The sequence below is a fragment of the Streptomyces sp. NPDC029956 genome, assembly GCF_055574655.1.
The window spans coordinates 241945-263012 of the sequence record NZ_JBVHZJ010000004.1; the positions used below are offsets into that span (position 1 = coordinate 241945).

The window sequence follows — 21068 nt, forward strand, 5'->3', positions numbered from 1 at the left end:
ACAGGCTAGTTGGCGATTCTGTGGACAACACCCTTTGATTTTCAGGTGGATTGGGTAAATTTACCCTCATTGTGATGACTTGAGGCGAGCGTGTCCAATGTCCTTTTGTGGACCTCTCGTTCGGCAGCGGCCGCGACGAAGGCGGCGACCCCCTCCGGACCCACCAGACTCTGAACGGCCCGCACGGTCCCGGCCGGTAGTGCCACCGGTCGCGGCTCGTCGTCCTGTGCCGGGGGCGCGTGCGGCGAAAGGTGGAGCTCAAGGTGCCGGGTGGCCAACAGCTGCATCGCGCGGGCGAGTTCCGCGTCCACCGTCTGCTGTGCGAGCGGCCGGAGGCGCCGGACCATCGTCGCCGCCTCGTTCGCGTCCGCGTCCGTGGGCGGCCGGTGCTCCAGATAGCGCGCGAAGACGTGCTCGGTCGTGAACTCCAGGAAACGGGACGCTATGTGCTCCACCTGGTCCCGAAGTTCCCTCAGGTGCCCGGTGATTGCCGCCAAGGGAACCCCGGCCGCGTACAACTCGGCTGCCACGGCTAGCTCCTGGGGGCTCGGTACGAGGTACTCCTCCGTCTCCCGGTCCGACAGCGGTTCCAGTACGCCGAGCTCGACCGCCTCCAGAATGGCCGCCTCGTCCGGCGTGCCGCCGAAACGGGCATCGAGCTCCGCGCGGGAGATCCGGTCCGCCTCCTCGTCCGTCCACGGACCGTGCACCTCCGCGACCAGACCGAGCACCCCGCCGAGTCCCCGGCCGGTGTCCCAGGCCTCCAGGAGCTCCTTGATCGAGGCCAGGGTGTAGCCCCGGTCGAGGAGGTCCGCGATCTGCCGCAGCCGCGCGAGGTGCGCGTCCCCGTACACGTTCGACCTGCCCCGCCGCTCAGGGCGGGGCAGCAGGCCGCGGTCCTGGTAGGCGCGGATCGTCCGGACCGTGGCCCCGCTGTGATGGGCGAGATCCTCGATCCGGTACTCCGGCTGTGCTGACTGCTCGGACAAACCCGCTCCCACCGACCGCTCGCTCCACCCCGCCGCCGCGGGCCCCCTCCTGCAGGGGGATCGATCGTACGACCGCCGCGCCGACCCGACCCAGGCCGGTGGCCGCCCCCGTGCCCGGGCAACGGCGTCGGTCCACCCCAGGCGGGCGGTTGCCACCGTGCGAAGGGGCCACCGCATCGGCCCGACCTAGGCCGGCGGCTGCCACCGTGCGAAGGCCCGCAGCGTCCGCGGGCTGAGCCGGGACAGGAAGTGCGCACCCCGCGCCTCGGGGGTCACCGGGACGACCGCGCGATTGTGCAGGACCGCGCCCAGGATCGCGTCCGCGACCCTCTCCGGCGGGAAGTTCCGCAGGCCGTACAGCCGGGACGCCTTCCGCTGGCGCCGCTTCTCCTCCGCCTCGTCGGTGACCCCGGCGAACCGCGCGGTCGCCGTGATGTTGGTGTTGACGATGCCGGGGCACATCGCGGACACCCCGATGCCCTGGTCGGCCAGTTCGGCGCGGAGGCACTCGCTGAGCATCAGCACCGCGGCCTTCGACGTGCTGTACGCGGGCAGGGCGCGGGAGGGCTGGAACGCGGCGGCGGAAGCGGTGTTGACGATGTGGCCGCCCTGGCCGCGCGCCGTCATCTGCGCGCCGAAGACCCGGGATCCGTGGATCACGCCCCACAGGTTGACGTCGAGGACCCGCTTCCACTCCTCGCTGGTCGTGTCGAAGAAGGAGCCGGTGAGCCCGATGCCCGCGTTGTTGACGAGGACGTCGACGATTCCGTACTCGCTCGCCACCTTGGCGGCGAGCTTCTCCATCGCCTGTTCGTCGGCGACGTCGACGGTCTCGCCCCAGGCCTCCGGGGCGCCGATCAGCCGGGCCATCTCGGCCGTGCGGACCGCCCCCTCGGTGTCACGGTCGACGGCGACGACCCGGGCGCCGGCCTCCGCGAACGCGAACGCCGTGGCCCGTCCGATGCCGCTGGCCGCCCCGGTCACGAGGACCAGCTGGCCGCCGAACCGCTCCGCGTAGGCGGGCTTCACGCCGCTCTTCGCGACCGTCGCCGCGACCGGCTCGGGGGCCCTGGTCGCCGGTTCCTCGTGGGTCCGGACGAAATCGCCGATCCAGGCGGACAGCTGGTCGGGCCGGGTGCGCGGCACCCAGTGCTTCGCCGGCAGCGTCCGCCGGGTCAGGTCCGGCACCCATTCGCCGAGGTCGTCGTAGAGCCGCTCGGAGAGGAAGGCGTCGCCGGTCGGCGTGATCAGCTGCACGGGCGCGTGCGCGTACGCGTCGGGGCGTGGCCTGCCGAGGCGGGCTCGGATGTTGTCCCGGTAGAGCCAGGCGCCGTGCGCCGCGTCGCTCGGCAGCGAGGGCGTCGGGTAGTCACCGGCGGGGACCTTCTCGACGCGCTCCAGGATCTTCGGCCAGCGCTTGCCGAGCGGTCCGCGCCAGGCGAGCTCGGGCAGTACGGGCGTGTGCAGCATGTACACGTACCAGGACTTCGCTCCCTGGCCGAGGAGTTGGCCGACCCGGCGCGGGGTGGGCCGGGCCATCCGACGCTTGATCCAGTGCCCGAAGTGGTCGAGGGAGGGCCCCGACATGGAGGTGAAGGAGGCGATCCTGCCCTCGGTGCGCGCGACGGTCGCGAACTCCCAGGACTGCACCGAACCCCAGTCGTGGCCGACGAGGTGGACCGGCCGGTCGGGGCTGACGGCGTCGGCGACCGCGAGGAAGTCGTCCGTCAGCTTCTCCAGGGTGAAGCCGCCGCGCAGCGGTGCCGGCGCGGTCGAGCGGCCGTGGCCGCGGATGTCGTAGAGGACGACGTGGAAGTCCTCGGCGAGCCGGGTGGCGACCTCCGTCCACACCTCCTTGGAGTCCGGGTAGCCGTGCACGAGCAGCACGGTGGGCCGGCCCTCCTCGCCGAGTTCGGCGACACACAGCTCGATCCCGCCCGTACGGACCCAGCGCTCCCGCGCTCCGTTGAGCCCCGCCATCAGACCGCCCCCTCGTTCCAGCGCCGCACGTGCGGCAGATCGTCGTCCAGCCAGAACGCGCTCTGCTCGGGGTCCCGGGAGTCGGTGACGACCAGGATCTCCTCGAACTTCGCGCCCGTCCCCCGGAATCCGAGGTGCGGCTCGACCGCCCACAGGCCGGGCTGCGGCGGGTGGTCGGAGAACGTGTACGGCGACCAGAGCGGCGACCAGCCGTCACGGTGGCCGTGCAGGGCGTCGCTCGCGAGGCCCTTGAGCGCCTGGGTGCCGAAGCCGAAGACGGCCGGCGACCAGCGGCGCTCCTTCACCCGGTCGATCTTGTGGGCGATGACGCCGAAGGGGTAGGCCCGGTGCCGGTTCGCGTACCCCTGGCGGACCATGAGGCGGTCCACGTCCTGGTAGATCTCGCGGAGCGTGCGGCGCTCGCGCACCTCGCGCAGGATCAGCTCGCGGTGGTCCTGGAGGTCGGCGAGCAGCTTGTCGTGCAGGGGGTTGAGCCCCAGGCAGCCGCTGTAGCCGATGTCGGCCGTGTACCCCTTGAACACCGGGGCCATGTCGAGGATGAACGGCATCCCCGCCTCGAGGCGCCGGTTCGTCGGGAAGAACTGCAGCGGGATCTTGAAGTCGACGAAGGCGGTGCGGTCGCCGAACCAGGCGAACGGCCGGTGGAACCAGTCCCGCACCCCCCGCTCGTACAGCCACTCGCGCTGCATCCGCGCGGCCTCGCGCTCGGTCACTCCCGGCTTGAGCTGAGCCGCGACGGCCTCCGCGCACTCGTAGGAGAGTCGCTGTACTTCCCTGAACCCCCGCAGCTCCACGGAGAGTTCGCCTGTCACTGCTGAGGCCATGCCACCCGCCCGTCCCGTGTGAGCGCCCGACTGCGCTACGCGTCCGTAACTTGACACCGATGAATGTGACAATGCTCGGCGGCTACGTCAAGAGGTCGGACGACGCCCTGTGGAGAACCGGACGCCGCGAGCGGCCGCGAGCGGCCACGAGCCTGTGGAGAAAGACTTTCGTCGCGAGCTCCCCTACTGGCTTGTACTCCTCTGGTCGGACAAGGATCGAGCCGTTGGGCTGACGACCGCTGTGGCGCAGACCACTACCGTCGAAGGCGTGACTGTGATCGCGACCGAAAGCCTCAGCAAGCGGTTCCCCCGGGTGACCGCTCTTGACCGGCTCTCCCTGGACATCGGACCCGGTGTGACCGGACTCGTGGGTGCCAACGGAGCCGGCAAGTCCACCATGATCAAAATCCTGCTCGGACTCTCCCCCGCCACGGAGGGCACCGCCCAGGTCCTCGGCATGGACGTCCGGACGCACGGTGCGGAGATCCGTGAGCGCGTGGGCTACATGCCCGAGCACGACTGCCTCCCGCCGGACGTCTCGGCCACCGAGTTCGTCGTCCACATGGCGCGGATGTCCGGACTGCCCGCGACCGCCGCCCGTGAGCGGACCGCGGACACCCTGCGGCACGTCGGTCTGTACGAGGAGCGGTACCGCCCGATGGGCGGCTACTCGACCGGCATGAAGCAGCGCGTGAAGCTCGCCCAGGCCCTGGTCCACGACCCGAAGCTGGTCCTCCTGGACGAGCCGACGAACGGTCTGGACCCGGTCGGCCGGGACGAGATGCTGGGACTGATCCGCCGGGTCTGGACCGACTTCGGCATCTCCGTCCTCGTCACCTCGCACCTCCTCGGCGAGCTGGAGCGCACCTGCGACCACGTCGTCGTCATCGACGGCGGCACGCTCCTCCGCTCCAGCTCCACCAGCGACTTCACCCGGACGACGACGACGCTCGCCGTCGAGGTCACCGACTCCGACACCCACACCGACGGTACGGCGGCCCTCCGCGCCGCCCTCACCGCCGCGGGTGTCACGCTCCACGCGGGCGTGGAGGAGGGCCTGCCCGGAGCCGGCCACATCCTTCTCCTGGAAGCCGCCGGCGAGGAGACGTACGACCTCGTGCGGGACACCGTCGCCGACCTCGGCCTCGGTCTCGTCCGCATGGAGCAGCGCCGCCACCACATCGCCGAGGTCTTCCGCCCCGAGGCGTCCCAGCACGAGGAGGTGCCGGCCCGATGAGCACCCAGATCCCGCAGCCCTCCCAGGCCGCTCCCGACACGACCCGCATCCACAACATCGGCTACCGCTCCTACGACGGCCCGCGTCTCGGCCGGGCGTACGCGCGCAGGTCGCTGTTCTCGCAGTCCCTGCGCGGCGCGTACGGCCTGGGCCGCAGCGCCAAGTCCAAGGTGCTGCCGATGCTGCTCTTCGGCGTGATGTGCGTTCCCGCGCTGATCATCGTCGCGGTCGCGGTCGTCACCAAGCAGTCCAAGCTGTCGATCGAGTACACGCAGTACGCGATCTTCCTGCAGGTCGTCATCGGCATCTACCTGGCCTCCCAGGCACCGCAGTCGGTCTCCCGCGACCTCCGGTTCCGGACCGTGCCGCTGTACTTCTCCCGGCCGATCGAGCGCGCGGACTACGTGCTCGCCAAGTTCGGCGCGATGACCTCGGCGCTCTTCCTGCTGACCGCGGTCCCCCTCCTGATCCTCTGGATCGGCTCCCTGCTGGCCAAGATGGACTTCGGCACCCAGACGCAGATGTTCGGCCAGGGACTGGTCTCCGTGGCCCTGCTCTCGCTGCTCTTCGGCGGCGTCGGGCTGGTCATGGCGGCGCTCACCCCGCGGCGGGGCTTCGGTGTCGCCGCCGTGATCGGTGCGCTGACGATCTCGTACGGAGCGGTCTCCACGCTCCAGGGCATCGCGTACGGCACGGACAACCCCGGGGCCATCTCCTGGCTCGGCCTGTTCTCGCCGATCACGCTCATCGACGGCGTGCAGACCGCCTTCCTCGGCGCGCCCTCCTCCTTCCCCGGAGGCGAGGGACCGGGCGCCGGTGTCGGCGCGGTCTATCTGCTGGTCGTCCTCGCGCTCGTCGCCGGCTCGTACGGCATCCTGATGCGCCGCTACCGAAAGGTCGGGCTGTGACAGCCCTCCCGTCGCCCGCCACCACCCCTCTAAGGAATGGGCTGCGCCCATGAGCATCCTCTCCATCGACCACGTCTCCCGCTGGTTCGGAAACGTCGTGGCCGTGAACGACGTCACGATGACGGTGGGCCCGGGCGTCACCGGCCTCCTGGGCCCCAACGGCGCGGGAAAGTCCACCCTGATCAACATGATGGGCGGTTTCCTCGACCCGTCCACCGGCAGCGTCACCCTCGACGGGCAGACGATCTGGGGGAACGAGTCGGTCTACCGCGAGATCGGCGTCGTGCCCGAGCGGGAGGCGATGTACGACTTCCTGACCGGCCGCGAATTCGTCGTGGCGAACGCGGAACTGCAGGGCCTCGGCGCCAAGGAGGCCCAGCAGGCCCTGGCCACGGTCGAGATGGAGTACGCGCAGGACCGCAAGATCTCCACGTACAGCAAGGGCATGCGGCAGCGCGTGAAGATGGCCTCGGCCCTCGTGCACGACCCGTCGGTGCTGCTGCTCGACGAGCCGTTCAACGGCATGGACCCGCGCCAGCGCATGCAGCTGATGGACCTGCTGCGGCAGATGGGCGCGGACGGACGGACGGTGCTGTTCTCCTCGCACATCCTGGAGGAGGTCGAGCAGCTCGCCTCCCACATCGAGGTGATCGTGGCCGGGCGCCACGCGGCCTCCGGCGACTTCCGCAAGATCCGCCGGCTGATGACGGACCGGCCGCACCGCTACCTGGTCCGCTCCAGCGACGACCGGGCACTCGCCGCGGCGCTGATCGCCGACCCGTCCACGGCCGGCATCGAGGTCGACCACGTGGAGGGCGGACTGCGCATCCAGGCGGTGGACTTCGGGCGGTTCACCGAGCTGCTGCCGAAGGTCGCGCGCGAGCGGGGGATCCGTCTGCTGACGGTCTCGCCCTCGGACGAGTCCCTCGAATCGGTCTTCTCATACCTCGTCGCGGCCTGAAAGGAGCCTGACCGATGTACAACCCCACAGTCGCCCGGCTCACCTACCGGGCCCTCCTCGGCCGCCGCCGGGCCCTGATCCTCTTCCTGCTGCCCGGCATGCTGCTGCTCATCGCCGCGGCGGTGCGCGCCTTCAACGGTGCGGACGACCAGGTCGCGGCCGATGTCCTCGGCGGCTTCGCGCTGGCCACGATGGTCCCGCTGATCGGTGTGATCGCCGGTACGGGCGCGATCGGACCCGAGATCGACGACGGCTCGATCGTCTATCTGCTGTCCAAGCCGGTGAAGCGGCCCTCGATCATCTTCACGAAGCTGATCGTCGCGATCGCGGTGACGATGGTCTTCTCGGCGGTACCGACGTTCATCGCCGGCTTCATCCTCAACGGCAACGGCCAACAGGTGGCCGTGGCGTACACGGTGGCGGCGCTCGTGGCCTCCATCGCGTACAGCGCGCTGTTCCTGCTGCTCGGCACGATCAGCCGCCACGCGGTGGTCATCGGCCTGGTCTACGCCCTGGTGTGGGAGGCCCTGTTCGGCTCCCTGATCGAGGGGGCGCGCACCCTGAGCGTCCAGCAGTGGGCGCTCGCCCTCGCCGAGAAGGTCACCGGCGACGGCCTGATCACCTCGGAGGTCGGCCTCACCACGGCCGTCGTGCTCCTCTGCGGGGTCACGGTCGTGGCGACCTGGTTCGCCGGCTTCAAGCTCCGCACGCTGAAGCTGGCGGGCGAGGAGTAGAAGCGGAGACGGAAGCGGTACGGCTCCGAGGCCGGGCGTCCCACCCCGGGAGCCCCACCCCGGAGCCGCACCGCAACCCCCCTCCCCTCACACCGTCCGGTCCCGGGCCGCGAAGAGCCCCACGGTGAGGGCAGCCGCGCAGACGCCGAGGACCACACAGATCGGCAGCGTCCAGGAGCCGGTGGCCTGGTGCAGGGCGCCGGCCGCGAGCGGGCCCGCGGCGGCGAGCAGATAGCCGACGGTCTGGGCCATCCCGGACAGCCGGGCCGCGGTCACCGCGTCCCCGGAGCGCAGCACGATCAGGGTCAGGGCGAGACCGACCGCCCCGCCCTGGCCGACCCCCAGCACCGCCGACCAGAGCCACGCCCCCTCCACCGGCGCCACCATCAGACCGGCGTAACCGGCCGCGACCAGCGTGGTGACGAACACGATCAGCGGACGCTGACTCCGCATCCGGCCGGCGAGCAGCGGCACCACGAAGGCGCCCGCGACCTGGATCAGGTTGTTGAAGGCGAAGACGACACCGGCCGTGGAGCGGCTCATCCCGTGGTCGGTGAAGATCGTCGGCATCCAGGCGATCAGCACGTACGACCACAGCGACTGCAGGCCCATGAAGAGCGTGACCTGCCAGGCCAGCGCCGAGCGCCAGACGCTCACCGGGCGGGCGGCGGCGGCCGGGACGGCCCGTACCTCGTGCCCGGAGCGGCCCCGGGCGATCAGCACCTGGGGCAGCCAGGCGACCGCGGCGACCACGGCGAGCAGGGACCAGAAGCCGAGCGAGCCCTCCCAGCCACCGCCGAGCGCCTTCTCCAGCGGCACCGCGGCCGCCGCCGCGACCGTCGCACCGGCGATCATCGCGCCCGTGTAGACCGAGGTCATCGCCGCGGCCCGGTCCGGGAAGTCACGCTTGATCAGGCCGGGCATCAGCACGTTGAGCAGGGCGATCGCGGTGCCGACGAGGATGCCGCCGCCGTACAGCGCGTACACGGAGGGCAGCACGCGCGCGAGGATGCCGACGGCGAGCAGCAGCAGGGCCGCGAGCAGCACGCGTTCGGCGCCGAAGCGGCGCCCCAGCCAGGGCGCGGCCAGCGCGCCCACGCCGAGGAACAGCACCGGCACCGAGGTCACGAGCGAAGTCGCCGTCGACGAGAGCCCGAAGGCCCCGGATATCTCGCCGACCAGCGGCGCCACGCTCGCGAGCGCGGCCCGCATGTTCAGCGAGGCCAGCACGATCCCGGTCAGGAGCAGCACCGGATGCGCGAGCAGTGCCCGCCGTGCCGCCGCCCCGGCAGCTGACACCGCGTCCCCGGCCCCGGCGGCCGACGCCGTGACCCCGGCCTCGGCGTCGACGAGTACGGGCGGCGCCGCGGGCGAGGGCGCGGCGGAACCCGCCGTACGGGTCTCTCCGCTCATCGGGAGTTCTCCGTCAGGGCCGCGACCGTCTCCATCGGGACCCGCAGCAGTTCGCGGGCCTGGCGCTCCGCCGCCTCCGGGTCGCCCGCCTCGACCGCCGTGACCAGGGCCTCGTGGGCGTCGATGTCGACCGGCGGCATCTCGCGGTCGCCGAGGGCCTCCACGAGCACCTCGTGGACCTGGGCGGAGAAGAAGCGGTACACCTCGACGAAGGCCGCGTTGTGGGTGGCGCCGACGACCGCGAGGTGGAAGGCGAGGTCGGCGTCCGCGTTCCGGTCGCCCTCCTCGCGCAGCGTGGTGAGGGCCGCCCGGAGCCGCAGCAGATCGTGGGTGTCGCGGCGGGCTGCCGCGAGCCGTGCGGCCTCGGCCTCCAGGGCGACCCGGAGTTCGAGGACGTCGGCCGCGCCCGCGTGCCGTACCCCGCGCAGCACGGCCGCCGGATCGGCGGTCGACCTGACGAAGGTGCCGTTGCCCTGACGGGATTCGAGCAGGCCCGCGTGGACCAGGACCCTGACCGCCTCGCGGACGGTGTTGCGGCCCACACCGAGCTGCTGGGCGAGCTCGTGCTCGGTCGGGATGCGGTCGCCGACCGCCCACTCGCCGTCCGCGAGCTGCCTCCGCAGCTGGTCCACCACGGAGTCCACCAGCGAGGTCCGCCCCGTCGCCCTGAGTGCCATGCCGTTCCGACCTCTCCATTTGCCCGGTTGCCCGGTCATCCTACAACTGACCGTGGCCGGGACACCGGACTACTGTGGGCCCGTACGCGGACCGAACACCCTCACCACCCTCGGGAGTCAGTCATGTCAGACCGCTTCGACGTCGTCGTACTCGGAGCTGGCCCCGGCGGCTACGTCGCCGCCATCCGCGCCGCCCAGCTGGGCAAGCGGGTCGCGGTCGTCGAGGAGAAGTACTGGGGCGGTGTCTGCCTGAACGTCGGCTGCATCCCCACCAAGGCGCTGCTGCGCAACGCGGAACTGGCCCACATCTTCAACCACGAGGCCAAGACCTTCGGCATCAAGGTGGACGGCACCGTCACCTTCGACTACTCCGAGGCGTTCCGCCGCAGCCGCTCGGTCGCGGACGGCCGCGTCAAGGGCGTTCACTTCCTCATGAAGAAGAACAGGATCACCGAGTTCGACGGCCGGGGAACCTTCCTCGACGCGAACACCCTCCAGGTCGCCAAGTCCGACGGCACCTCGGAGACGATCCAGTTCGACAACTGCATCATCGCCACCGGCGCCACCCCGCGACTGCTCCCGGGCACCGCCCTCAGCGACCGCGTCGTGTCGTACGAGCAGCAGATCCTCGCCGAGGACGCCCCGCAGTCGATCATCATCGCCGGCGCCGGCGCGATCGGCATCGAGTTCGCGTACGTCCTCAACAACTACGGCACCAAGGTCACGATCGTCGAGTTCCTCGACCGGATCGCGCCGCTGGAGGACGAAGAGGTCTCCAAGGAGCTGGCGAAGCAGTACCGCAAGCTCGGCATCGACGTCCTGACCTCGACCCGCGTCGAGGCCATCGACGAGACCGGCCCGCAGGTCCGCGTCACCGTCACCGGCAAGGACGGCGCCCAGAAGGTCCTGGAGGCCGACAAGGTCCTCCAGGCCATCGGCTTCGCCCCGAACGTCACCGGCTACGGCCTGGAGGCCACCGGCGTCGCCCTCACCGAGCGCGGTGCGATCGACGTCGACGGCCGCTGCCGCACCTCCGTGCCGCACATCTACGCCATCGGCGACGTCACCGCGAAGCTGATGCTCGCGCACACCGCCGAGGCCATGGGCGTCATCGCCGCCGAGACCATCGGCGACGCGGAGACCATGGAGCTCGACTACCCGATGATCCCGCGCGCGACCTACTGCCAGCCGCAGATCGCCAGCTTCGGCTGGACCGAGGCGCAGGCCCGCGAGAAGGGCTTCGACGTCAAGGTCGCCAAGTTCCCCTTCGTCGCGAACGGCAAGGCGCACGGGCTCGGCGACGCCACCGGCTTCGTCAAGATCATCGCGGACGGGACGCACGGCGAGATCATCGGCGCCCACCTGATCGGCCCCGACGTCACCGAGCTGCTCCCCGAGCTGACCCTGGCGCAGCAGTGGGACCTCACCGTCCACGAGGTCGCGCGGAACGTCCACGCGCACCCGACGCTGGGCGAGGCCGTGAAGGAAGCGATCCACGGCATCGCCGGACACATGATCAATTTCTGAGGTTTCTGCCGGTCCGGGTGATAGGCACGGACACGTGCCTCCCGAGACCCTCCCGGGTGGCGAACCGTCCCGACCGATCAGGTCGTGGGTGCGTTCGTCACCCGGTACGCATCTCTGGCTCGCGGTCATCGCGATCACCAGCCTGGTCATCGCGTTGTCCCCCCAGGGCCTCGAGACCTATCTGCTGCACCGCAACAGCAGCAATCTCCACCAGCTGTCCCACCATCCGCTGCGGGCCCTGCTCGGCAGCGCGTTCTGGATCGAGGACCCGGCCGACCTGTTGTTCTACGCGGTCCTGTTCGAGCTGATCCACGCGCCCGTGGAGCGGTGGCTCGGTACCGCGAAATGGCTCTTCGTCGTCGCCACGGCCCATATCGCTGCCACTCTGATCAGCCAGCAGGTCGTCCTCGTGGCCATTCGCCTCCACGACGTGCCGCGCAGCATGGCGCATGTCGTCGACATCGGGGTCAGCTACGGTCTCGCCGCCTCGGCGGGCATCCTCACGTACCGGCTAGCCCGGCCCTGGCGGTGGCTGTACCTCGCGGGAGTGGTGGCGTTCTTCGTCGCACCGCTGCTCGCCGACCGCACGTACACCGATCTCGGGCACGCGATCTCCCTGGGCATCGGCCTGGCCTGCTACCCGCTCACCCGCGTAAAACCAGTCGCCCACGAACAGGGGCCAGGCGCACACTAGTTGTACGGGGGCCACGGGGGATTCCCCGAAAAAAGGGGCGGCCGCTTCGAGCGCGTGGACCTGGTCCACGCGAGGCCGCCCCTTTTCTTTCGCCCGTGACCGGTCGGACCGAAGGCAAGGCTCGGTGACCGGTCAGGCCGACAGCAGGCGCTCCAGGACGACGGCGATGCCGTCCTCCTCGTTCGAGGTGGTGACCTCGTCCGCCACCGCACGCAGTTCCTCGTGCGCGTTGCCCATGGCCACGCCGTGGGCCGCCCAGCCGAACATCGGGATGTCGTTCGGCATGTCGCCGAAGGCGATCGTCTCCGCGGCCTTCACCCCCAGCCGGCGCGCGGCCAGGGAGAGCCCCGTCGCCTTGCTCAGGCCCAGCGGGAGGATCTCCACGATCCCCGGACCGGCCATGACGACGTCCACGAGCCCGCCGACCGTCGCCCGCGCGGCGCCGGTCAGCTCGTCGTCGGACAGCGTCGGGTGCTGGATGTAGAGCTTGGTCAGCGGCGCCGCCCACAGCTCCGCCGGGTCCTCGTACGGGACGTACGGCAGGGGCCCCTCCTGGACCGAGTAGCCGGGGCCCATCAGGACCTCGCCCTCCAGGCCGTCGCGGCTCGCGGCCAAGGCCAGCGGGCCGACCTCCGCCTCCAGCTTCGAGAGCGCGAGCCCTGCGAGCTGCCGGTCCAGGGTCAGCGAGGTCAGCAGCCGGTGCTCCCCCGCGTGGTAGACCTGCGCGCCCTGCCCGCACACCGCGATGCCCTCGTAGCCGAGGTCGTCCAGGATGTGCCGGGTCCAGGGCACCGCCCGGCCGGTGACGACGATGTGCGCGGCGCCCGCCTCCGTGACGGCGGCGAGCGCGTCCCGCGTGCGGGCCGAGACGGACTCGTCGGCGCGCAGCAGCGTGCCGTCGAGATCCGTCGCGACCAGGCGGTAGGGGAAGGGGCTCACTTGGCGATCGGCTCCAGGACCTCACGGCCACCGAGGTAGGGCCGCAGCACCTCCGGGACGCGCACGGAACCGTCGGGCAGCTGGTGGTTCTCCAGGATCGCCACGATCGTGCGCGGTACGGCGCACAGCGTGCCGTTCAGGGTGGCGAGCGGTTGCACGGTCTTCTTGCCGCCCTGCTCGTCGCGCATGCGGACGGAGAGACGGCGGGCCTGGAAGCTGTCGCAGTTCGAGGCCGAGGTCAGCTCGCGGTACTTGCCCTGGGTCGGGATCCACGCCTCGCAGTCGAACTTGCGGGAGGCGGAGGCACCGAGGTCACCGGTGGCGACGTCGATGACCTGGAACGGCAGCTCCAGACCGGTCAGCCACTGCTTCTCCCAGTCCAGGAGCCGCTTGTGCTCGGCCTCGGCGTCCTCCGGCGCGACGTACGAGAACATCTCGACCTTGTCGAACTGGTGGACGCGGAAGATGCCGCGGGTGTCCTTGCCGTACGTGCCGGCCTCGCGGCGGAAGCAGGGCGAGAAGCCCGCGTACCGCAGGGGCAGCTTGTCCGCGTCGATGATCTCGTCCATGTGGTACGCGGCGAGGGGGACCTCGGAGGTGCCGACGAGGTAGAGGTCGTCGTTCTCCAGGTGGTACACGTTCTCCGCGGCCTGGCCGAGGAAGCCGGTGCCCTCCATGGCGCGCGGGCGGACCAGCGCCGGGGTCAGCATCGGGATGAAGCCGGCCTCGGTGGCCTGCGCGATCGCCGCGTTGACCAGGGCGAGCTCCAGGAGGGCGCCCACGCCGGTCAGGTAGTAGAAGCGCGAGCCGGAGACCTTGGCACCCCGCTCGACGTCGATGGCGCCGAGCGCCTGGCCGAGCTCCAGGTGGTCCTTGGGCTCGAAGCCCTCGGCCGCGAAGTCGCGGATGGTGCCGTGCGTCTCGAGGACGACGAAGTCCTCCTCGCCGCCGACCGGGACGTCGGTGTGGACGATGTTCCCGAGCTGGAGGAGCAGCTGCTTGGCCGTGTCGTCGGCCTCGTTCTGTTCGGCCTCGGCGGCCTTGACGTCGGTCTTGAGCTGTTCGGCCTTCTGGAGGAGCTCGGCGCGCTCCTCCGGGGTGGCCCTGGGGATCAGCTTGCCGAGCGCCCTCTGCTCGGATCGGAGCTCGTCGAAGCGGACGCCGGACGACCTGCGCCGCTCATCGGCGGAGAGCAGGGCGTCGACGAGCGCGACGTCCTCTCCACGGGCGCGCTGGGAGGCGCGAACACGGTCGGGGTCCTCACGGAGCAGGCGAAGGTCAATCACCCCACCAGGCTACCGGTGCGCGTTCACCCGCCCCCACCGCATAACGTCACGCGTGTTGTCACGCGTGACGTTATGCCCGGATTGGCGCCCGTGAGAATGCCGGGGACGGTGCTCTGAATTCAGTTATCCACAGGCTGTGCGGAAGATCTGTGGACTACGGGGGAGATCGCGCGGATTTCCCGGCCCACTCCTGGGAATTCCGTGATCAAACGCCATTGAGGCACTCATTTGAGTGGGAATTGCTCGCTCCAACGAGTTGGTCGAGCGAACCGTGCTGACGAGGGCCCTCCCCGCGCTGTGGACAGTCGGGCGGGGGCGGGGAGTGGCTAGGGCGATTTGTCGACCTTGTCGGGGCGAGCTGTCGACTTGTCCCCAGGTCGAGTGCAGAGCCTGTGGATAACCGCTGTGGGTAACTGAAAAGTACGCAGGTAGGACTAGTGGTTCGCACCTGTGGACGAACGCCCCCGCCGCCGGGAGCGTCTCGGTCAGTATCGGGTCAGGCCCGACCGTCCTGGGCTCTCGCCAGCCAGTCGGAGGCCGCCATGAACTCCCCGTCCGAGGTGCCGCGCCGCAGCGCCGCCACGTCCTCGACCGCCACACCCGCCCTCGGGTACGAGCCGAGGAAGCGCACCTTGGGGCAGATCCGCTTGAGCCCCATCAGCGCCTCGCCCACCCGCCGGTCCGAGATATGGCCCTCGGCGTCCACGGCGAAGCAGTAGTTCCCGATCCCCGCCCCCGTGGGCCGGGACTGGATCAGCATCAGGTTCACCCCGCGCACCGCGAATTCCTGGAGCAGTTCGAGGAGGGCACCCGGATGATCGTCACCCAGCCACAGCACCACCGAGGTCTTGTCCGCGCCGGTCGGCGCCGCCGGCCGGGCCGGCCTGCCCACCAGGACGAACCGGGTCTCGGCGTTCTCCGCGTCGTGGATCTCGGTGACCAGCGCCTCGAGGCCGTACGTCACCGCCGCGAACTCCCCCGCGAAAGCGGCGTCGAAGCGGCCCTCCTGCACCAGCCGGGCCCCGTCCGCGTTGGACGCGGCGGACTCCCACAGCGCCTCGGGAAGATGGGCCCGCAGCCAGTTGCGGACCTGCGGCTGGGCCACCGGGTGGCCCGTCACGGTCTTGATGTCCGACAGCTTGGTCCCCGGTCGTACGAGCAGCGCGAAGGCGATCGGCAGGAGCACCTCGCGGTAGATCATCAGCGGCTCGCCGGAGGCCAGCTCGTCGAGGGTCGCCGTCACCCCGCCCTCGACCGAGTTCTCGATCGGTACGAGAGCGGCGGCGGCCTCCCCGTTCCGTACGGCGTCGAGCGCGGCCGGGACCGAGACCATGGGGACGAGTTCCCTCGTCGCGGCCTCGGGCAGCGTACGCAGCGCGGCCTCCGTGAAGGTGCCCTCGGGGCCGAGATACGTGTACCGGGTGGCGGACATACCGTCACCCTAATGGGCCCCGGAGCCGTGGGTCGCCCGTCCGACGGGACGCGCGTGCCCGCCGACGGCCGACCCGGCAGGTCAGGACTCCAGGAGCCGCTGTCCCACGTACTCGCCCTCGGCGGGACCGCCCGGGACCGCGAAGAGGCCGCTCGCCTCGTGCCGGATGAACGCGGACAGGGCGTCGCCCCGGTCGAGCTTGCGCTGCACGGGCACGAAGCCCCTCAGCGGGTCGGCCTGCCAGCAGACGAAGAGGAGACCGGCGTCCGGCGTCCCGTCGGGGGCGATCCCGTCGTGGAAGGAGAACGGCCTGCGCAGCATCGCCGCACCGCCGTTCTGTTCGGGGGCGGAGATACGGGAGTGGGCGTTGTCCGGGATGACGGTCGTCCCGTCAGGACCGCGCTTGTCCAGGTCGAGCTCGGTGGTCTCACTGCCGCCGGTGAGCGGGGCCCCGTCGGACTTGCGCCGCCCGATCACCTTCTCCTGCCGGTCGAGCGGCAGCTTCTCCCAGTCGTCGAGGAGCATCCGGATCCGGCGCACCACCGCGTACGAGCCGCCGGTCATCCACTCCGTCGCACCCCCGGTGCCCGCCGGGACGAAGATCCGCCGGTCGAAGTCGGGATCGGTGACCTTCGGATTGCCCGTGCCGTCGACCTGGCCCATCAGGTTGCGCGCCGTCATCGGCTTCGCGGTGGCACCGGCCGAGCGGTTGAAGCCGTTCATCTGCCAGCGCACCCGCGCCGCCTCGCCCGCGTCCTTCTGGAGGGCGCGCAGCGCATGGAAGGCGACCAGCGCGTCGTCGGCGCCGATCTGCACCCACAGATCACCCTCCGAGCGCCGCGCGTCCAGGGCGTCGGCGGAGAAGGCGGGCAGCGGGTCGAGCGCGGAGGGGCGGCGCGCGGTGAGCCCGGTGCGGTCGAAGAACGTACGGCCGAAGCCGAAGGTGACCGTGAGCGAGGAGGGGCCCGCGTCGAGAGCCACTCCTGTGTCCCCGGCCGGAGCCTTGCCCGCCATCAGCGTCTTCGCCGTCACGGACCAGCGGCGCAGCAGGGCCATCGACTCCTTGCGACCGGCGCCCGGGGCGAGGTCGAAGGCGATCAGATGACCGCGGGACTGGAGGGGAGTGGTGATGCCGGCCTGATGTTTCCCGTGAAACATCACCTCGGTCGCGCCGACGGACGTCAGCGCCGGAGCGCCACCGGCTCCGGCCCCTGCGGTGTCGTCGCCCGACCCGGCCGCGGTGACCCCGACGCCACCGGCCGCGCCGATGACGAGCCCGGCCGCGCCCGCCGCGCCGACGGTGCCGAGCAGGCGCCGCCGGGAGATCTCAAGGTTGTCGTTCTCGGTCACGGGTCAGCCGATCTTCACGTTCTTCTCGATGGTGGTCTGGTCGATCTCGGAGGTACGGACGGTCACCTGGATCCGCCACTCGCCGGGCATCGGGATCTGGACGCCGCTCGCGCTCCAGTGTCCGGTCTGGATCCGGTCCGGTGCGACCGGCAGCGGGCCGACGTCCTTCGCCTCGAGGGTGAGGGCGACCTTGATCTCGGGGACGTCCAGCGGCTTGCCGTTGGGGCGCTCGACGAAGATGTGGAGGGCGTTGGCGCCGGTGCGCCCCGGGTCGAGACTGAGCCGGACGACGCCCTTGCCCTCGACGCCGCCGGTGTCGAAGGGCAGCCGGATGTCGACGGGCCGGTCGGGCACGGCGGCCGGGCCGGAGGCGGCGGTGCCGTTCCGCCCCGCCTCCTCCTCGGTGCGGCCGGGCTCGGTCGAGGTGAGGACGGTGGTGACGGCGAGGAGCACGACGGCGACGGCGGCCTCGGTCAGCACCGAGCGGCGCAGACCGGCCCGTTCGGGGTCGGCGTCCCGCTCCCGCTTGCGCCGCGCGGTGGCGACGGCGGCCCGCTGCCGGGCGAGCTGAGCGGCCCGCTCGGGACCGGCGGCCTCGGCGGCCTCGGCGGCCTCGGCGGGCTCCTCGGCCTCTTCGGACTCTTCTGGCTTCCCGGCCTTGGTCTCACCCTCGCTCAGGGTCTGGGTCCTGGTCCGGATCTTGGCCGCAGCCTTTTCCTCGGCCTGTCCGGCTTCCTCGGCCTCGCCCCCGGCCTGCGCGGCTTCCCCGGCCGGCTTCGGGTCGGCGAGGCGCTGGGTCCAGCGGCGCGAGATCCAGGCGATGCCGATGAGGACGCACATCAGGCCGATCTTGACGAGCAGCAGCTGTCCGTAGCGGGTCCCGGTCAGTGCGGACCAGGAGCCGACCTGGCGCCAGGACTGATAGAGCCCGGTGGCCGCGAGGACGACCACGGAGCCGAAGGCCACCCTGGAGAAGCGCTCGATCGCCGAGCGGTCGACGGACGGCGCCTTGTAGAGGGAGACGAGCAGCACCGTGAGACCGCCGAGCCAGGCGGCGACGGCCAGCAGGTGCAGGATGTCGACGGGCATGGCGATGCCGGGCTGGATGCCGGTCGAGGCGTGTTCGGCCAGCGCCCAGGTACCGGCGATGCCCGCGGCGACGACGGTGCCGCCGACGCCGAGCCCGAAGGCGAGGTCCTTCTTCTCCTTCGGGTCGGTCCGCCGGGCGTAGGCGCCGAAGAGGACGGCCACGAAGAGCGCGGCCGCGCCGAGCAGCAGCAGCCGGGAGGTGAGCGCGGCGCCGGTCTTCGTCTCCAGGACGGCCTTCAGTCCCGCCAGGTCGAAGGCGTCGGAGAGTTCGCCGGAGCCGGTGTACGGGTTGCGCAGGAGCAGCATGACCAGGGTGGCGCCGGTGAGCGTCAGCCAGCCCCGGACCACGGTCTGCTGGACCGGGCGGACGCTCGCGCCGCGCGGCCAGCAGGCCAGGACGAAGGCGCCGCCGCCGACGAGGACGGCGAACCCGGCGTACGAGACGTAGCGCGCGATGCCGTAGAGGGTGCCGACGAGACCTCCGCCGGCCGTCCGGTCCGGCAGGGCGACCGACGTCGTGGAGGGGGCGCCGATGGAGAAGGTGAAGGCGCCGGAGATGGGGTGGCTGTCGGCCGAGACGGTCTGCCAGGCCACGGTGTAGGTGCCGTCGGGCAGTCCGGCCCGGAGCGCCACGCCGTAGCGGACGATCGAGCCGCTGCAGAGGTCGAGTATCTCGCCGGTGTCGGCCCGCCGGCCCGCCGGGTCGAGGACCCGGATCGAGTCGGCGCTCATGGCGACCTGCTCGGAGAAGGTGAGGTTGACCTCCTTGGGAGCGGTGGCGACCACCGCCCCGTCCTTCGGATCGCTGCCGGTCAGCGCCGCGTGCGCGGACGCGGGGGCGGCACCGGCGAGCAGCGTGCCGAGCAGCGCGGCCGCGAGGATCAGCAGCCGGGCCAGGGCGGTACCGAGGCGCGGGGCGGTGGTTGTCATCTTCCGGTTCACTCCGTCAGTTCTGTGAGAACTCCGTCAACGCGCTCAGTGCTGCTGCGGGTTGTGGTTGGCGGCTTCGACGGGAAGCTCGACCTCGATGGGGTCGGACTTCTCGAAGTGGAGCTCGATGCTGACCTTCTCGCCCTGCTTGGGCTTCTTCTTCAGCTCCATGAACATGATGTGGTTGCCACCGCGGGCGAGCTTCAACTCCCCGTTCGCGGGGATGTCGAAGGACTTCACCTCCTGCATCTTCTGGTTCTTCGTCTCGTGGATCGTGACGTCGTCGGAGAGTGCGCTGGTGACCGAGGTGAGCTTGTCCGCGGTGCCGCCGTCGTTCTTGATGGTGAGGAAGCCGCCGGCCATGTCCATCACCGGCTGCGGCATGAACGCGCCGCTGACCTTCAGGACGGGCTTCCCGTCCCCGGCCGCTTCGGACGAGGACGAACACCCGGTCAGTGCGAGCGCGGCGGCGAGCGCCACGGAGGCGGACAGGGTGGTGGTGCGGCGGTTCACGGGTTCTCCCCCTTGATGAGCTTCGGCAGGTCCTTGGCGTAGTCGTCGACGCTCGCGTCCTCGCCGTACAGGACGTAGCCCTGGTCGGTCGTCGGCGAGAAGGCGATCACCTGCGCTCCGTGCATGGAGACGACCTTGCCGTTCTCCTTCTTCGGCGGGTCGATGCCGATGCCGATCTGCCGCGCCCCCGCCTGGATCGTGGAGAACGAGCCGGTGAGACCGATGAAGGAGGAGTCGCCCGCGGCGGGCAGCCACTTGCCGAGCTCGGCCGAGGTGTCCCGCTCGGGGTCGGTGGTGACGAAGACGACCTGGAGCTTGTCCTGGTCGGCCTTGGGGAGCTGCTTCTTGGCGATGGCGATGTTGCTCATCGTCATGGGGCAGACGTCGGGGCAGTGCGTGTAGCCGAAGTAGATGAGCGTCGGCTTGCCCTTGGTCCGTTCCCGCAGGTCGTACTTCTGGCCCTTGGTGTCGGTGAGGACGAGCCCGGGCTTGGTGAACGGCCGGTCGAGGACGGTCGCGGCCCTGGTGGAGTCGTCACCGCCGGAGACCACGGCGACCGAGCCGGAGCCGTCGGCCGAGGTCTTGGCGTCGTTGCCGCCGAGGCCGACGGACGCGGTGATGGCGATCGCGGCGACGATCGCGGCCGCGGCGACGAACAGAGGGGTGCGACGCCCGGGACGGGCGGGGCCGTCCTCGGGCTTCGGAGAGGGTGTCTTCTCTGCGGACATGCTGGTTCTTTCCGCTTCTTTCCGGGTTCGCTGGAGGAGTGCGGCCGTCAGGCCGCGCGGCGGCGGCCGGCGAGGAGACCGAACGCGACGCCGGCGACGCCGACGAGGATGCCGATCACGCCGAGGATCCGGGCCGTGGTGTCGGAGGAGTCGGCGGCGGCCGTCTCCTTCTTCGCGTCGGCCTTGTCGTCGTGGCCGGCCTTGTCGTCGTGCCCGGCCGGGGTGGAGGCCGAGGCGGACGGGGCGGCGCCGCCGTGGTGGTCGGCGGAGGCGGCGGAGAGCTTCAGGACGGGGGCGGGGTTCTGCGGCTCCTCCGCGCCCTCCTTCTGCTCCTCGATCCAGCGCACGACCTCCTTGTTGTCGTACGTCTGGATCGCCTTGAGGACCAGCTGGTCGGCGTCCTCGGGCAGCTGGCCGAGGGAGAGCGGGAACTGCTGGAACTGGCCGGGGCCGATCTTCGAACCGTCGGCGGTCCACGTGACCTTGGAGACGGCCTCGTTGATGGTCTTGCCGTGCAGCTCCAGCGGCTTGCTGAGCTTGCTCTTGGTCACCTCGGCCTTCCAGCCGGGGACGGGCTGCGGCATGACGGAAGCCAGCGGGTGGTCGAGCGGGAAGTTGACCTCGACCTTCACGGTGGAGGCGTTGTCGCGCTCGTTCGGGACCTTGATGTTGACGGTCGCGTAGCCGCCCTTGGCGGCCTCGCCCTGCGGCTGCACGCTCACGTGCGCGAAGGCCGTGCCGGACAGCAGTACGACGGAGGAGAGGGCGATGCCACCGGCGAGGGCGACCCGGGTGGCGGAGACGCGGGAGGAGACACGGGAAACGGTCATGGCAGA

Annotated in this window: 19 protein-coding genes; 6 read left to right on the forward strand and 13 right to left on the reverse strand. The window is 70.9% G+C overall.

Going from position 1 to position 21068, the window contains the following annotated elements; all coding sequences use genetic code 11:
* Nucleotides 1-41 precede the first annotated feature (41 nt).
* The 3 genes from ACZ4XX_RS04950 to ACZ4XX_RS04960 all read right to left on the reverse strand — a co-directional run bounded on the left by ACZ4XX_RS04950 (nt 42) and on the right by ACZ4XX_RS04960 (nt 3814).
* A complete protein-coding gene (locus ACZ4XX_RS04950) occupies nt 42-989 on the reverse strand; it encodes a MerR family transcriptional regulator (protein ID WP_468506555.1) in 948 nt (315 codons plus the stop codon).
* Nucleotides 990-1175: 186 nt separating this feature from the next.
* Entirely contained in the window at nt 1176-2969 is a 1794-nt protein-coding gene (locus ACZ4XX_RS04955) for an SDR family oxidoreductase (protein ID WP_468506556.1), read from the reverse strand.
* A complete protein-coding gene (locus ACZ4XX_RS04960) occupies nt 2969-3814 on the reverse strand; it encodes a M24 family metallopeptidase (RefSeq protein ID WP_468506557.1) in 846 nt (281 codons plus the stop codon). Before ACZ4XX_RS04960 ends, ACZ4XX_RS04955 begins: the two co-directional genes overlap by 1 nt.
* A gap of 274 nt (nt 3815-4088) precedes the next feature.
* On the opposite strand from ACZ4XX_RS04960, the gene ACZ4XX_RS04965 reads away from it, so the two are divergent.
* Genes ACZ4XX_RS04965 through ACZ4XX_RS04980 form a run of 4 tightly spaced genes read left to right on the forward strand, consistent with a single transcriptional unit; the run spans nt 4089 to nt 7654 of the window.
* Complete coding sequence (locus ACZ4XX_RS04965) at nt 4089-5051, forward strand: ABC transporter ATP-binding protein (protein ID WP_468506603.1); 963 nt, start codon at nt 4089-4091, stop codon at nt 5049-5051.
* Entirely contained in the window at nt 5048-5959 is a 912-nt protein-coding gene (locus tag ACZ4XX_RS04970; protein ID WP_468506558.1) for an ABC transporter permease, read from the forward strand. The genes ACZ4XX_RS04965 and ACZ4XX_RS04970 overlap by 4 nt, the downstream gene beginning before the upstream one ends.
* 49 nt (nt 5960-6008) lie before the next feature.
* Nucleotides 6009-6920: an ABC transporter ATP-binding protein gene (locus ACZ4XX_RS04975; protein WP_209495907.1), complete on the forward strand. Its 912-nt coding sequence runs from the start codon at nt 6009-6011 to the stop codon at nt 6918-6920.
* Nucleotides 6921-6934: 14 nt separating this feature from the next.
* Nucleotides 6935-7654 carry an ABC transporter permease gene (locus ACZ4XX_RS04980; protein ID WP_468506559.1) on the forward strand — a complete coding sequence of 240 codons (720 nt, stop codon included), beginning with the start codon at nt 6935-6937 and terminating at the stop codon, nt 7652-7654.
* A gap of 87 nt (nt 7655-7741) precedes the next feature.
* Here ACZ4XX_RS04980 and ACZ4XX_RS04985 read toward each other — a convergent pair whose 3' ends face one another.
* Together ACZ4XX_RS04985 and ACZ4XX_RS04990 are read right to left on the reverse strand one after the other, a co-directional pair.
* Nucleotides 7742-9067, reverse strand: coding sequence for a CynX/NimT family MFS transporter (locus tag ACZ4XX_RS04985; protein ID WP_468506560.1), 1326 nt, complete (start codon nt 9065-9067; stop codon nt 7742-7744).
* Nucleotides 9064-9744: a FadR/GntR family transcriptional regulator gene (locus tag ACZ4XX_RS04990; RefSeq protein ID WP_468506561.1), complete on the reverse strand. Its 681-nt coding sequence runs from the start codon at nt 9742-9744 to the stop codon at nt 9064-9066. The genes ACZ4XX_RS04985 and ACZ4XX_RS04990 overlap by 4 nt, the downstream gene beginning before the upstream one ends.
* Nucleotides 9745-9867: 123 nt before the next feature.
* Here ACZ4XX_RS04990 and lpdA point away from each other — a divergent pair, with 123 nt between their 5' ends.
* Both lpdA and ACZ4XX_RS05000 read left to right on the forward strand, forming a co-directional pair.
* Nucleotides 9868-11271, forward strand: a complete 1404-nt coding sequence (gene lpdA / locus ACZ4XX_RS04995; RefSeq protein ID WP_468506562.1) for a dihydrolipoyl dehydrogenase — start codon at nt 9868-9870, stop codon at nt 11269-11271.
* A 34-nt stretch (nt 11272-11305) separates the two neighbouring features.
* Entirely contained in the window at nt 11306-11965 is a 660-nt protein-coding gene (locus ACZ4XX_RS05000; RefSeq protein ID WP_468506563.1) for a rhomboid-like protein, read from the forward strand.
* 132 nt (nt 11966-12097) lie between these two features.
* Here the strand turns inward: ACZ4XX_RS05000 and ACZ4XX_RS05005 are convergent, their stop codons facing one another.
* From ACZ4XX_RS05005 to ACZ4XX_RS05040, 8 genes are all read right to left on the reverse strand, one after another.
* The gene (locus tag ACZ4XX_RS05005) at nt 12098-12904 is read right to left on the reverse strand and encodes an HAD family hydrolase (RefSeq protein ID WP_468506564.1); all 807 of its coding nucleotides are present in this window, start codon (nt 12902-12904) and stop codon (nt 12098-12100) included.
* Complete coding sequence (gene serS / locus ACZ4XX_RS05010) at nt 12901-14190, reverse strand: serine--tRNA ligase (protein WP_468506565.1); 1290 nt, start codon at nt 14188-14190, stop codon at nt 12901-12903. Before serS ends, ACZ4XX_RS05005 begins: the two co-directional genes overlap by 4 nt.
* 496 nt (nt 14191-14686) lie before the next feature.
* Nucleotides 14687-15622, reverse strand: a complete 936-nt coding sequence (gene pheA / locus ACZ4XX_RS05015) for a prephenate dehydratase (protein ID WP_055602630.1) — start codon at nt 15620-15622, stop codon at nt 14687-14689.
* 81 nt (nt 15623-15703) lie between these two features.
* Complete coding sequence (efeB, locus tag ACZ4XX_RS05020) at nt 15704-16972, reverse strand: iron uptake transporter deferrochelatase/peroxidase subunit (protein ID WP_468506566.1); 1269 nt, start codon at nt 16970-16972, stop codon at nt 15704-15706.
* Nucleotides 16973-16975: 3 nt separating this feature from the next.
* Nucleotides 16976-18991 (reverse strand): copper resistance protein CopC, encoded by a 2016-nt coding sequence (locus tag ACZ4XX_RS05025; RefSeq protein ID WP_468506567.1) that lies wholly within the window; start codon nt 18989-18991, stop codon nt 16976-16978.
* Between the two features lie 45 nt (nt 18992-19036).
* The gene (locus ACZ4XX_RS05030) at nt 19037-19504 is read right to left on the reverse strand and encodes a copper chaperone PCu(A)C (protein WP_468506568.1); all 468 of its coding nucleotides are present in this window, start codon (nt 19502-19504) and stop codon (nt 19037-19039) included.
* Entirely contained in the window at nt 19501-20232 is a 732-nt protein-coding gene (locus ACZ4XX_RS05035; RefSeq protein ID WP_468506569.1) for an SCO family protein, read from the reverse strand. Before ACZ4XX_RS05035 ends, ACZ4XX_RS05030 begins: the two co-directional genes overlap by 4 nt.
* A 47-nt stretch (nt 20233-20279) precedes the next feature.
* Nucleotides 20280-21062 (reverse strand): YcnI family copper-binding membrane protein, encoded by a 783-nt coding sequence (locus ACZ4XX_RS05040; protein WP_468506570.1) that lies wholly within the window; start codon nt 21060-21062, stop codon nt 20280-20282.
* Nucleotides 21063-21068 lie beyond the last annotated feature (6 nt).